This window comes from Bacillus sp. EB106-06-01-XG163, assembly GCF_058791615.1.
This window is the reverse complement of sequence record NZ_JBYTDS010000006.1, coordinates 75544-89225: the sequence shown is the minus strand read 5'-3', so window position 1 is coordinate 89225 and position 13682 is coordinate 75544. Positions and strand designations below refer to the sequence as shown.

Sequence of the window (13682 nt, the reverse complement as noted above, 5' to 3'; positions counted from 1 at the left end):
GAATGACAGGTCATAACAGATCTTATTTAGAAACAGAATTAGACGCCGTCCGGGAAGAAACCGAATCAGGCTTCACGTTCACCTTCCAGCGGGAAAAAATCAAGCTTCTTGACGGGCTGGAAGCAAACGTGATTAAAGATGCTGATCCTTTTTTTCAAAAAGAGGTCTCAGTTTCAGAAGACGAAGTAACCATCACAATCAAACCTCCTTCTTCTTATCAGGCTTTCCGCTATATAAAAGGAAAAGATAAAAAAAGCAGGTGGCAATTTGCCTACCGTCTCGTCCAAGCCGTGAAACAGCATAAGCTGAAACGTCTCAATCTGATTGCCGCCCCTGAAAATATCGTGTTTGATAAAGCGCTGACGCCTTACTTTCTTCATTACGGCGTAAAGGAGAGCCTTCCGCCTTATGAGGAAGATAGAGAAAGGGTGTTAAAAGAGCTCAAAGCCTGTGCGGCGCTTGCAGCTGACGGGGCGTACACCTTCGATGAATATTTGAAGTACAAGGAGACGCTTCACTTCTCTCCTGAGGTGAAAAGCGTGCTAGAGGCGGAGACGATTGAAGAACTGGAAGAAACCATTCAAACCGCAATTGATTCCCTCGAAGAAAGGGACAAGACATACATAAAACTGCCGAAAAAGAAATGGAAAATCCAAAGATACGCCGGTCTGGCGCTTGCCGTCCTCCTTGTGCCGACACTTCTTTACTCCTTATACGTTCTGTTTTTCGCCCAGCCGAAGCAAGAGGCAATTACGGAAAGCAACCGCTATTTTTTAAATCAGCAGTACAGCAAAGTCATTGACACACTCGCCAAATACGATGCGGAAAGCCTCCCGGAATCTGTCCAGTACGAGCTTGCTTCCTCTTATGTGGCAGTTGAAAATCTGAGGGAAGAGCAGCGGAAAAACATCGGGAATCTGGTCACGCTGCAATCAGACCCGAAGCATTTCCTTTATTGGATTGATATCGGCAGAGGGGAAAATGAAGAAGCCATCAAAATCGGCCGCAATCTTGAGTACAACCCGTACATCTGGCTCGGACTTACAAAATATAAACAGCAATTATTAGCGGATGACAGTATGAAAGACGACGAAAAGCAGAAAGAACTGGACGCCGTGGAAAGCGAGCTTGCGAAGGCGAAAAAAGAGGCGGAGGAGCAGCATAAAGAAGCGGAGGAAAACGGTGACACCGCCGAAGCTTCCGCCGGACAGGATGAAAGCAAACAAGACAAAGCGAAAGATAACAAAGAGAACGACAAGAAAGATGAGAAAAAAGATGAAAAAAAATAACAGCACACATCAAATGGCCGCAGGTAACGATCAGGCTGTCAGGAGGTTCGCCATATGAGTCTGTTATGGGTCTTTTACCGAGAGCACGTACAAAAGATTCAGCTGTCTGAACTCCCGCCGTCTCAGCCGATTACGATCGGTCCGGATATGAAAGATACAATCACGGTCGGCACACTTCCGTTACGGCAAAACGCCGCAACCCTTTATCGAAAAGAAACAGATCGTTATGATGTTTTCCTGGGAAATAACTGTGCCGGCGAATTGACAATAGGAAATGAAATGCCCTGCCGGATTGAAGAAGAGACGATGCGGCTTCTGCTCACCCCTGACAAAGAAGAATCCTCCGTTTATTTTATCGGCGGGAAGGATGAGATCGTTTTCTCATCAGAAACAGAGGAAGCGGATATATACAAAGAGCCGTCCTCCGCTCAAACAGGGGCTTTTTATCTGCGAAAGTCGGGAGGATGCTGGTCTGTCGTCCCTGATGGCCAGGACGTTTATGTGAACGGAATACTTGCAGAAGCTCCCGAAAGGCTCCGGACGGGAGATGAGCTGCTGTGGAATTTTCTGCGTGTGAGGCTGACGGAGGACGACCTTTTAGAAGTCGTTCATCACGAAAAGCTTCAAACCGGTTTAACCAAAACGGTAAAACCAAGCACCGAAATGAAAAAGAAATACCCGCAATATCGAAGAACGCCGCGCATGGTCTACGATCTTCCAGAAGACCGCGTTTCATTCAGCTTTCCCTCGCAGGAAAGCGAACAGAATAACCGGGGGCTGTGGCTCGTCATTCTGCCTCCTTTGGTCATGCTGGTTGTAATGGGGGTTGTCGCCATTATACAGCCGAGGGGCATATTCATCCTTGTCTCTTTGGCGATGTTTATGATGACTCTCATTACGTCCACCGTGCAGTATTTCCGTGAAAAAAACCAGCGGAAAAAACGGGAGGAAAAACGGGAGCGTGTGTACAAGCAGTATTTGGAAAGCAAACGGAAAGAGCTTCAGATGCTGTCGGAAAAACAGCTGCAAGTGCTGACGCATCATTTTCCCCCGTTTGAAAAAATGAAATATTTAACTTCTGAAATCAGCGGCCGCATTTGGGAGAAATCGCTGGAAAGCAGGGATTTTCTGATGCTTCGACTCGGAACGGGCACGGTCCCGGCAAGCTACGAGATTTCAATGAGCGGCGGAGACCTTGCGAACCGTGATGTGGATGACTTGATGGAGCAGTCGCAGCACATGCAGCGTGTGTATAAAGATATCCGCCATGCGCCCGTGACCGTTGATTTACAAGAAGGGCCGATGGGGCTTGTCGGGAAACCTCAGATCGTCAAAAATGAAATTCACCAGCTGATCGGCCAGCTCGCGTTCTTCAACAGCTACCATGATCTGCGATTTGTCTTTATCTTTCATGAGGACGAATATAAGGAATGGGAATGGATGAAGTGGCTGCCGCAATTTCAGCTGCCTCATATGTACGCGAAAGGATTTATTTACAATGAACAGACCCGCGATCAATTGTTATCGTCCATTTACGAGCTGCTGCGGGAGCGGGATTTGGAAGAAGATAAAGAAAAGAAGATCTTCCAGCCGCATTTTGTCTTTGTCATCACAAATCAGCAGCTGATCGCAGAGCACGTCATTTTAGAATACATCGAAGGCCGACATGAGCATCTCGGCATCTCGGCAATCATCGCCGCGGAAACGAAGGAAAGCCTGGCGGAAAACATTCACACCCTCGTCCGCTACATTAATGAAGATGAGGGAGACATTCTCATTCAGCAGAAAAAAGCGGTGCAGATCCCGTTTAAGCTGGACAGGCACGAACGGACAAACAACGAGCGGTTTTCCCGGACGCTTCGGACATTGCACCATCAGGTCGGAATGACGAATTCCATTCCTGAAACGGTCTCATTTCTGGAGCTGTTTCATGCGAAGGAAGTAAAAGAAATCGGCATCAGGCAGAAGTGGGAGACAAGTGAGTCTGCAAAATCGCTGGCTGTTCCGATCGGCTATAAAGGAAAAGACGACATCGTCTATTTAAACCTGCATGAAAAAGCGCACGGGCCGCACGGATTGCTGGCGGGAACGACCGGCTCCGGGAAAAGTGAATTTCTGCAAACGTACATCCTGTCATTGGCCGTTCACTTTCACCCGCATGAAGCGGCGTTTTTGCTGATTGACTATAAGGGCGGAGGAATGGCCCAGCCGTTCCGCAAGATGCCGCACCTTCTCGGAACCATCACGAATATTGAAGGAAGCAGAAACTTCAGTATCAGGGCGCTTGCATCCATTAAGAGCGAGCTGAAAAAACGGCAGCGTCTGTTTGATCAATATCGCGTCAATCACATCAATGACTATACAAAGCTGTATAAACAGGGAGAAACGGAGATTCCGATGCCGCACCTGTTTTTGATTTCAGATGAATTCGCCGAGCTGAAAAGCGAAGAGCCTGACTTTATCAGGGAGCTTGTCAGCGCGGCCCGCATCGGACGGAGCCTTGGTGTGCATTTAATTCTCGCCACGCAAAAGCCGGGCGGCATCATTGACGACCAAATATGGAGCAACTCACGCTTTAAGGTCGCGCTGAAAGTGCAGGATGCAAGTGACAGTAAAGAAATCCTGAAAAACAGTGATGCGGCGAATATTACGGTCACCGGACGCGGCTACTTGCAAGTCGGAAATAACGAAGTGTATGAGCAGTTCCAGTCTGCCTGGAGCGGCGCCCCTTACATGGAAGATGTATACGGCACCGAGGATGACATTGCCATCGTTACCGACACCGGCTTAATCCCGCTGTCTGAGGTGGATGCGGATGATGCGGCGAAAAAAGACGCCCCGGCAGAAATAGAAGCCGTAGTCGAAGAAATCGAGCGGATTCAAAATGAAATGGGCATTGAAAAGCTGCCGAGCCCGTGGCTTCCGCCGCTTGCCGAACGTATCCCGCGCACGCTTTACCCTGCGCAGGAAAAAGACCGCTTCTTCATCGCCTGCGTGGATGAGCCTGATCAGCAAAGACAGGCGCCTCTCGCTTATACGATGATGGATGACGGCAACATCGGCATTTTCGGCTCATCCGGCTACGGCAAGTCAGTGGCTGCCATCACCTTTCTGATGAACTTCGCGGAAGGATACACGCCGGAAGAGCTTCATATGTACATCTTTGATTTCGGAAACGGCACGCTTCTGCCATTGGCGAAGCTTCCGCACACCGCAGACTATTTCTTAATGGATCAAATGAGAAAGATCGAAAAATTCATGATCCGCATCAAGGAAGAAATCGAGCGGCGGAAACGGCTGTTCAGAGAAAAAGAAGTCAGCCATATCAAAATGTACAATTCGCTCAGTGAAGAAGAGCTGCCGTTTATATTTATCACAATTGACAATTTCGACATCGTAAAAGATGAAATGCATGAATTAGAAACGGAATTTATCCAGATTTCACGCGACGGGCAAAGCTTAGGCATTTACTTCCTGCTGACTGCAACGAGGGTAAACGCCGTCCGCCAGTCGCTGTTAAACAACATAAAAACGAAAGTCGTCCATTATTTAATGGATCAGTCAGAAGGATACTCCATTTACGGGCGTCCGCCGTTCAGTCTCGAACCGATCCCGGGCCGCGTGATGATCCAAAAAGAAGAACTGTTTTTCGCGCAAATGTTTCTTCCGGCTGAAGCGGAAAATGACCTCGAGATGTTCCAGGCGCTGAAAGCCGATGTCAAAGCATTAGCTGAGCGCCACGCCGGAACAGCCGGCCCAGACCCGATTCCGATGCTTCCGGATAGGCTGACGGCCGGCGAATTTTCACTCCGTCTCGGCCCGGATCAAGAACCGTTCCGCATTCCTGTCGGGCTTCATGAGGAAAAGGTCAGCCCTGTGTACTTTGATCTGGGCAAAAATAAGCATTGCCTTATCTTAGGCCAGACACAGCGGGGAAAAACAAATATCCTGAAAGTGATGCTGAATCACCTGCTGCGTGAAGGTACGGAACAGGTCGGGCTGTTTGACTCGATTGACCGCGGACTGTCGCAGTATGCGCAGGAAACAAAAGTCAGCTATCTGGACACAAAAGAAGACGTCCGGCAGTGGATCGAAACGGCAGAAGCCATTTTCACGGAGCGCGAAGCTCAGTATGCGCAGGCCGTCAAAAATGGCGATGTGCACAAACTCAGTTTCTCTCCGGTCGTGTTAATGGCCGACGGCATTACAAGATTCCAGCAGACGATCGACACCGCCATTCAGGACAAGCTGGCGATGTTTATGAAATCTTACGCGCATGTGGGCTTCAGTTTTATCCCGGCGGGCAATCACAGCGAATTCTCAAAAGGCTATGATTCCTTAACGACGGAAATGAAACAGATCCGCCACGCGATGCTGCTTGTGAAAAAATCCGAACAAAATGTCATTCCGCTGCCTTACCAAAGGCAGGAACCGGACATTCAGCCGGGCTTCGGCTATTTGGTTGAAAACGGGAAAGAGCAAAAAATCCAAATACCTTTATGTTCAGCGGAAAGGGAGGCCGTCAGATGACTGAACAACGAAAAAGCCTGATCAAATTAATAGCCGCGGTCGTCATCATTCTGCTGCTGCCGGTGCTGTTTTTTCGGTTTATCGGCGATGACCCGGGAAAACAAAAAATCAACGCCACCCGCCAAATCGCAGTCGTGAATGAAGACATGGGCTTACAAACAGATGAAAATGAGGAAGAGGAATCCGTCCATTTCGGCAAAGAAGTAGCGGCCGCTCTCGGCGGCCGTCCGGATTATTCATGGACGGTTGTCAACAGGAGCGCGGCTGAAAACGGTCTGGCGGCTAAGAAGTATGACGCCGTCGTTTACATTCCATCCGATTTTTCAAAAGACATCTTAAGCTATGACAAGGAGCGTCCGCAAAAAGCCACGCTGACATTCAATATTCAAAGCAACCTGAACGCCGTCAACAAAGAAAAGGTGCAGCGTGAGCTAGAAGACGCCCAAAAATCAATGAATAAAAAAATGTCGGCATTATATTGGAATTTCGTCTCGCAAAAAGTGAACAATGTCCGAGGCGATTTTGACAAGATCGTCAATAAAGAATCAGAGTTTCAAAACGTCATGTACAACTTTTACAAGCCGAGCTCCAATGACTTGGCAGGTGAAATCAAACGGCAAAAAGACCTGATTGACGAACTGAAAAAATCAATGAATGAAGCGCAGGGCGCGGCAAAAGAAAAATTGACTTCGGCAGATGAAGCCAAAACCACGCTTAAAGACTTTGCCGACACGGTCGAGCGCTATAAACAATATCAAGAAAATCAGAAAAAACTGCTGATGGCCGCGCAGGAACAAAACCAAAAGCAAATCACAACCGGACTGAATGCCATTAAAGCACAGCAGGCCGCCAACCAGTTCAGCACGATGATGAGCGGGCTGTCTTCAGGCATAAACCGGGCGCAGACACAGCTTGACCAGACGGGATCGGCTCTTCTTGCCGCTCAACAGGTGAGAGAAGCGCAGGTTCCTGATCAGGAACACGGGATGGCGAATATTCAATCCAATTTACTGGACAATTATTTGACTCAATATAAAGCTCAAGCAAGATTTGAAACACTGAACAGTATCCAAACCCTTATGAAAAGGGATCGGCCGGCATTAACCGTTCCGGAAAAGGACCCGGGTGATGACGGCTCGGATGAACCGAAAGAAGAAGAAAAACCGGAAGAAGAAAAACCGGAAGAAGAAAAACCCGGCGATCTGAAAATGGACCTTGACGATCAGCGTGACGAATTAAAACGCATCTCCGCTGAAATCAATCACATTTCTGACGGATTAAAAGAACCGGAAAAAGAAAAACCGGAACCGGAAAACCCGGGCCAAGGCGATGACGGTGAAAACTCCGGCGATACCGATCCGGATAACGGAACGAATCCCGGAGAAGACGGAAAAACGGAAGACGGCACAAAAGAAGAGCAGCCTGCTTCCGATAACACAGGCGATCAGGAGCCAAAAACCGTCCAGGCCGCGACAGCCGCTAAAAACGTCACTCCGCCTGCTGATGAGCCGGCGGACGACCCGAACGATTCTGAAGGGGACGGCGGCACGGACATATCTGAGGCGAAAGAAAGGCTGAACCAAGCCGCAGAGCGCATTCAGCAAATTGAAAAAGAGCTGGAAGAGAAACAGCAGACTCATAATGAAGAACTGAAAAAACGTCTCGATGCTCTTGATGAAGAAATCCAAGGCCTTCAAGACCAGATTGATGACGTCAAAAAACGTGCAAAGAAAAAGCTAGAGGAATTGAAAGAAACGAGAAAACAAGACTTCAATACCGTTTACAGATTGATTGTAAGAACAGAACAGAACATTTTGAACTACCCGTCATTGGATAGCGGCCGCAAATCTGCTCTTGAACAGATATTTGCCGCTGACATTAATACAAAAAAGATATCCGATTTAATGAGTTACTATAATGATTTATCCCTGTATGAGGCCACACTCTATCACTCTCTTGACGCGGGCTCGCTGCCTGATGTGAAAAACAGGGTGCTGAAAGCCCAGCAAGGCGAAGTCCAAACCGTTCTCGCCATCAAACCGGAAGAAACAGCAAGCTGGGAAAATCTAAAAAACAACAAAATGCAGACAGATGAAGACATCAGCAATTTCATTAAAGGCATGACCGAATTCTCGGATAACTACAGCTCGTATATCAGAGATGAACAAGCCGGAGTGCTCGATGAGCTCGCCAGCATTTCAGACAGCGCGGCGAAAGCATCCGATCAGCTGGCTGAAGGCGCCGTGCAGGAAGCGGCCGCGTTCAGCGGAGACGGATTAACCGGAACGATGGCGCTCGGCGCTCAGGATACCGTCGGCCGCGAAGTCCTGCAAATGTCTGACACGATGGGCCATCTGTCAGAACGCCAGTCCGGCATCATTAGCTATACCGACAATATGCAGCAAAGCGTAAATGATGTCCAGCATAAAGCGGACACCCTGAACAGCAACTGGGGCAAAAACGTCGATTCCACGAAATTGATCAGAAATGACGTGTACGGCATTTTAGGGAACGCGCTCGTTGACGGACAGGAAAACGGCTATGTTTACGATTATCTCGCCAACCCGCTTAAAATCAGCGGAGAGGTGCCGGAAGACCGGGTTCAGAATGTTCCGCCGGTCGTCATTTTGGTGATCGTCCTGATCAGCAGTCTTCTGATCGGCTATTTCAGCTCGTATTATCAGCAGGCGCCGCTTCTTGTCAAAGGCGCGCTCTTTGGGATTTTAAACATTATGGTCGGATTGATGATCAGTCTGTTCGGTCTGAATATCTACTCGCTTCCGGACGATCAGACGATTAAATGGTCAGTCTTTACGATTCTCTTGCTTGCGGCGAGTTCAGCTTTTATCCGGGCAGCCTTTGTCTTCAGCTCAATCACCGGATGGATTGCATCATCCGCGCTCATTCTCTTTTATGTGGCGCCTTTGATCGACCTGATTATGCCGAACTTCACCTTTGACAGTCCGGTTTCGAAAGTCTATATCGATATTCAATACGGAACGGGCCATCTGTTTGCGATGGGGGTAACGGTTCTTGCGATCATTACGCTGATTGCGGCGGCGCTTCCGCTCGTCATTCGGCTGTTTGCGGAAAAAACGGTGGAAAGTGATCAGTCTTATGAGGCGTAACACGTTCATGGAAAAAGGATTGCTGCTGTTTGCTCTCTCCTTTTTCCTTTTCCTTCCCCAAGCCGCAGCCGCGAATGAGGAAAATACTGATGTCAAGCCGAATGAATATGAAAAGAAAGACATTGAAATTCGTACGGATTACCTGCACGACGATGCCTACTCCGAGGAAAAAACGGCGCTTCCGAAAGAACAGAAGGATATTACCTTTGATCAGCCGGCCGAAAACCCGGATGACAAACTGATATCAAAGTTGTTTACATCGTCAGACACGGAGGCGAATACGATCAAAGCGCAATCGAAAAAACTGGGTATCACATTTGCCGAGCCTGCGGTGCGGCATACCTCGGCAGATATGGAAACGGAGGAGAAAAAGACTTCTTATCTGCTGCCTGTCATTTATGCCGTCTTGATCCTCCTCGGGATTGCGGCGATGATCTATTTGATCCCGAAAGTCACGGCGCAGGAAAAGGCAAAGCGGTAAACGGATCGCTTGTGTTTGCGGGAAGACAGCCCGTAAAATAAGAAAAAAAGGAGGAGTTTCATGCAGTTTTTTCTTATAACAGGCGCGTCAAAAGGCTTGGGCCGGGCGCTGACGGAACAGGCGCTGCAAGAAGGAGCCGAAGTCGCCGCGCTTTCAAGAACGATAAGCGGGGAAAAGCGTGAGGGGCTGACAGAATACAGTGTTGATTTAACCGATCTGGCAGATACAGAGCGGCAGATGAAGGCGATTCTTGATCAAGCAGAGGAGAAGGGGTACTCCGCCGTCACACTGATCAACAATGCCGGAATGGTGGAACCGATCAAGCGGGCGAAAGAGGCTTCCGCCGAAGAATTAAACCGCCATTACACCCTTAATCTGACGGCGCCCGTTTTGCTCAGCCAAATGTTCACAAAGCGTTTCGAAGCGTTCAGCGGCAGCAAAACAATTGTCAACATCACATCGGGCGCGGCGAAAAATCCTTATAAAGGATGGAGCGCGTATTGCAGCTCAAAAGCGGGGCTTGATATGTTTACGAGAACATTTGGGTTTGAACAGGAAGATGAAGAGCTGCCGGTCCGCATGATCTCATTCTCGCCGGGAGTGATGGATACAGACATGCAGGCCGTCATCCGTTCTTCGTCAAAAGAAGATTTCCATGACATCGAGCGGTTCCGCAATCTGAAAGAAACGAAAAACCTCAGAAGCCCGGAATACATCGCCGGCGTCATTCACTCACTGATCGCGGGCGAGCCGGAAAACGGACGGATATACGATATTAAAGAATTTTTGTAGAGCAGCTTTTACGCTGCTCTTTTTTGTTTGTACAATCACTTCGGGGTCCGGCGGCATATGATGAATGAAACAACGTATAAGGGGTATAAGAAATGTATCAGATGAATTGAGTTTCTTCTCGATTTATGTTAGGATTCTAAAAATATATTAAGGAGGGGTTTCCATGAGAAATGTAACGTTAATGGATGTCTTCACCCATCCAATCGCACAAAAGTATTTACAGCGTTCCGGTGTCGCCCATGCGATCGCCTGCGCGTTTCATGCATACCGTCTTGCCGTAAAAGCAGGTGTCAGCCCGGACCTTGCGGCGAAAGCGGCTTTACTGCATGACGTCGGCCATTATGAATGGTACACAGACGGCAAATGGGATTATGAAAAGTACAGAAGAAACGATATCCATGCCATTAAAGGCGCGGAACGGGCGCATAAGCTGCTCATCCGGCTCGGTGAAGAACCGAAAGCGGCGAAGGACATTGCGCTGGCGATTCTGCTTCACACCGATTCCTATCTGCCTGAAGGCGAACTGGACAAGAATACGCTCCAGCAAATCGTGAAACAAGCGGATGAACTCGATGAAGAACCCGGCGGACATCACCATTACCGCCAAATGGATCACACGGCCGCGCTCAAACAAATCCAAAAGCTTGATCAGTTAATTGACCAAGCCCAATATCCCTTAAGAAGCTCAGTCTAGGCCACTCATGCGGCCTTTTCCGCTTACATAACTCCGCATGCTCACTAACACCTTTTCCGCTCCGATAGACGTACTGTGTCAAAGCCTTTGTCCGCTGCATATGCTGAAGGAAAACATAGTAAAGGGGATCAGCGAAAATGGCCCATCAAGGAAGCCCGCAAATCGTCTCGTTAGTGGATCCTTACGTTTATCAGACCATCCATAAGCTTATCGGCTCAAGGTTTATCATTCAAACCGTCAGACGCATTGTCAGAGGACGGCTGATTGATGCCACTCCGGATCACATCGCCATTGAAGAAACGCATGACCGTGTATTTTATATCAGAAACCGCCATGTGGTTTCCGTCATGCCTGATTATACCGAACGCGTGTAACAGCACGAATAAGGCGCAAACCGGAGGCGGCCCTATAGAACCCCGGTGCGTCTTCTTTTTTGAGATACATAGATGCACGGCGGCTTTTTTTGGTACAATCACAGTACAAGTTCACATGACAATAGGAGGAAACCGCTTGTTGAAATCAAAGGTCCATTTTTGGACGCTGCAAATTTTGCTCGTTTTGCTCATTATTTACGTATCAACGAAAGTCTCGTTTATTTTTCAGCCGTTTTTCGGTTTTATCACCACTCTGTTTTTTCCGATTTTAATCTCGGGCATTTTGTTTTTCATTTTTAATCCGATCGTACGCCTGCTTGAGAAAAAAATCCCCCGGACATTGGCGATCCTGCTCATTTATCTCGTTTTCATCGGCCTGATTGCCTTTATGTTCACCGCCATCGGACCGATTGTGGCTTCCCAGGTCACGGGGCTGATTAACAATTTCCCTGATTACATTCATCAGATTCAAGTCTTGACGGCGCAATTATCCCATTCCAAATGGTTTACGTGGATGATGACGCAGGATTATGTGTCGATAGAAAAAGTCCAGCAGTCTCTGACGGGATTTTTACAAAGCCTTCCGCAAAATATTACGGCAAGCCTGTCGGCCGTGTTCGGCGTCGTTACGAATATCACGCTTGTCGTGATCACCGTTCCGTTCATTTTGTTTTATATGCTGAAGGACGGCCGGCGGTTTCCGCTCTTGGCGGTTAAAATCCTGCCTACTTCCTACCGGGCGGAAGGTCGCAAAATATTTAATGACTTATATGTCACATTGGCCGCCTATTTCCAAGGACAGCTGCTGATTTGTCTCTTTGTCGGAACGGCATGCTTTATCGGATATTGGATCATCGGCCTGCAGTATGCGTTAATTCTCGGGATGGTGATCGCCGTCACCAATATCATTCCGTACCTGGGGCCGTTTCTCGGGGCGGCGCCCGCGGTGATTATCGCGTTTATGGATTCGCCGGCTAAGGCGCTGTTTGCCGTTATTGTTGTCGTTGTCGTCCAGCAGCTTGACGGGAATCTGCTTTCTCCGCTTGTCATCGGGAAACGGCTCAATACCCACCCGCTCACCATTATTCTTCTGCTTATCGGAGCGGGCAGTTTCGGCGGCATTCTCGCAATGATTCTGGCCGTGCCGGTTTACGCGGTTTTAAAAGCTTTCGTCTTAAATATCGTCCGGCTTATCAAACTTCGTCAGCGGTCAAAGCTCGAAGACAGCCGCAAGCCGAAATAAAAACGGGCACAACTCCCGATGCAGCGCATAAAATGCTGTAAAGAAAAGCGGAGGTGCGGGTATGCCTGCAATTGTGGGACCGATTTATATTATGAGTTTAGCCGGAGACGCTGCGGCGAGCTTCGGTGACGTGTTTGCCATTTCTCCCAAAGCCGTTGACCACTCAGGCGCGGGGGCAGGGGCGTTTCATTCCGGAGATTTTGTCAAAGTCACTAATAAATTCAGCACAACGCGCTTTGAAGACATCGATGTGTTTGACGAACCTGATTGGTTTAACGCGTGACAGCCTCCTTTTAGGAGGCTGTCGCTTTTTTGTAGTATAATAGAATCAGTCTTTATAAAAGGGGAATTTTTTATGAAAATCAGAAAAGCGAATATTACCGTGCAGTCCGGAATGATCGGTGATGTATATCTGCATGAAAATAAAAAAGAACAGCATACCCTTGTAGCCGTTCCGGAACTTGAGTGGAGCACGATCATTTCCTATGAGGAAGAGAAAAAGGCGCTGGCGCAGCGGCTTTTCCAATCATTCAGCAAGCTGATTGAAGAAGAACCCGCCGGAGAGCTCGCCGGCAAGATCTCCCATTGGGTGGCTGAAATGTAACGAAGCGGTTTACCGCGTCCCGTCCGGGGAGATAATTGTAAAACAAGCTGAGGAGGGACAGGCCGATGAGCGACAAAACGGTTGACCTTTATTTACAGCAGGGGATGTACGGCCCTCTGCAGACGAAACCGGATGAACGCCATTTATTTTTAGGCTCGCTGCGTGAAAGAGTCATCATTGCCCTGACGAAGGGGCAGGTGCTGCAAAAGCAGCCGTATGAAGAAGTGAAACAGGCGCTGAAAAGCCGAAAAGACGCGGTGCTCTATATAAACGGAAGGCTCCCGTATCATGCTTATTCACCATATATGAAGCTTGCCGCACTTGCCGGTGTCCGAAGCTCCGTCATATCGGATCTTCAATTCGAAACGCCGCTGGGCCTGGTTTTTGCCGCCGATTATGCCGTGAACCTTGACGGCATTTACGTACAGGATGACATTTTTCAGCGCTCACTCCTGAAATCTTAAAAGGGCAAAACACCGTTTGTCATTTTACAATGCCAATTCACTTACAAGTGGAGATAGGATATAATGGTTTTCATATGAATGGC

Annotated in this window: 11 protein-coding genes; all 11 read left to right on the top strand. The window is 48.4% G+C overall.

Going from position 1 to position 13682, the window contains the following annotated elements:
* Nucleotides 1–2 precede the first annotated feature (2 nt).
* The 11 genes from essB to AC3WTF_RS09170 all read left to right on the top strand — a co-directional run bounded on the left by essB (nt 3) and on the right by AC3WTF_RS09170 (nt 13599).
* A complete protein-coding gene (essB, locus tag AC3WTF_RS09220; RefSeq protein WP_039063744.1) occupies nt 3–1289 on the top strand; it encodes a type VII secretion protein EssB in 1287 nt (428 codons plus the stop codon).
* Between the two features lie 54 nt (nt 1290–1343).
* On the top strand, nt 1344–5819 hold the full coding sequence (gene essC / locus AC3WTF_RS09215) for a type VII secretion protein EssC (protein ID WP_327992285.1): 4476 nt from the start codon (nt 1344–1346) through the stop codon (nt 5817–5819).
* Nucleotides 5816–8947: a type VII secretion protein EsaA gene (esaA, locus tag AC3WTF_RS09210; RefSeq protein WP_492314238.1), complete on the top strand. Its 3132-nt coding sequence runs from the start codon at nt 5816–5818 to the stop codon at nt 8945–8947. Before essC ends, esaA begins: the two co-directional genes overlap by 4 nt.
* 7 nt (nt 8948–8954) lie before the next feature.
* Nucleotides 8955–9428: a type VII secretion protein EssA gene (gene essA / locus AC3WTF_RS09205; protein ID WP_042635455.1), complete on the top strand. Its 474-nt coding sequence runs from the start codon at nt 8955–8957 to the stop codon at nt 9426–9428.
* Nucleotides 9429–9488: 60 nt separating this feature from the next.
* Nucleotides 9489–10220 (top strand): (S)-benzoin forming benzil reductase, encoded by a 732-nt coding sequence (locus tag AC3WTF_RS09200; protein WP_032867179.1) that lies wholly within the window; start codon nt 9489–9491, stop codon nt 10218–10220.
* Nucleotides 10221–10383: 163 nt separating this feature from the next.
* Nucleotides 10384–10914 carry an HD domain-containing protein gene (locus AC3WTF_RS09195; protein WP_007408684.1) on the top strand — a complete coding sequence of 177 codons (531 nt, stop codon included), beginning with the start codon at nt 10384–10386 and terminating at the stop codon, nt 10912–10914.
* 137 nt (nt 10915–11051) lie between these two features.
* A complete protein-coding gene (locus tag AC3WTF_RS09190) occupies nt 11052–11288 on the top strand; it encodes a DUF2642 domain-containing protein (RefSeq protein WP_003152023.1) in 237 nt (78 codons plus the stop codon).
* A 136-nt stretch (nt 11289–11424) separates the two neighbouring features.
* Nucleotides 11425–12531 (top strand): AI-2E family transporter, encoded by a 1107-nt coding sequence (locus AC3WTF_RS09185; RefSeq protein ID WP_007408683.1) that lies wholly within the window; start codon nt 11425–11427, stop codon nt 12529–12531.
* Between the two features lie 61 nt (nt 12532–12592).
* A complete protein-coding gene (locus AC3WTF_RS09180; RefSeq protein ID WP_020956273.1) occupies nt 12593–12814 on the top strand; it encodes a spore germination protein in 222 nt (73 codons plus the stop codon).
* Between the two features lie 72 nt (nt 12815–12886).
* The gene (locus AC3WTF_RS09175; RefSeq protein ID WP_007408681.1) at nt 12887–13135 is read left to right on the top strand and encodes a YueH family protein; all 249 of its coding nucleotides are present in this window, start codon (nt 12887–12889) and stop codon (nt 13133–13135) included.
* A gap of 65 nt (nt 13136–13200) precedes the next feature.
* Nucleotides 13201–13599 (top strand): YueI family protein, encoded by a 399-nt coding sequence (locus AC3WTF_RS09170; protein ID WP_003152031.1) that lies wholly within the window; start codon nt 13201–13203, stop codon nt 13597–13599.
* The last annotated feature ends 83 nt before the right edge of the window (nt 13600–13682 follow it).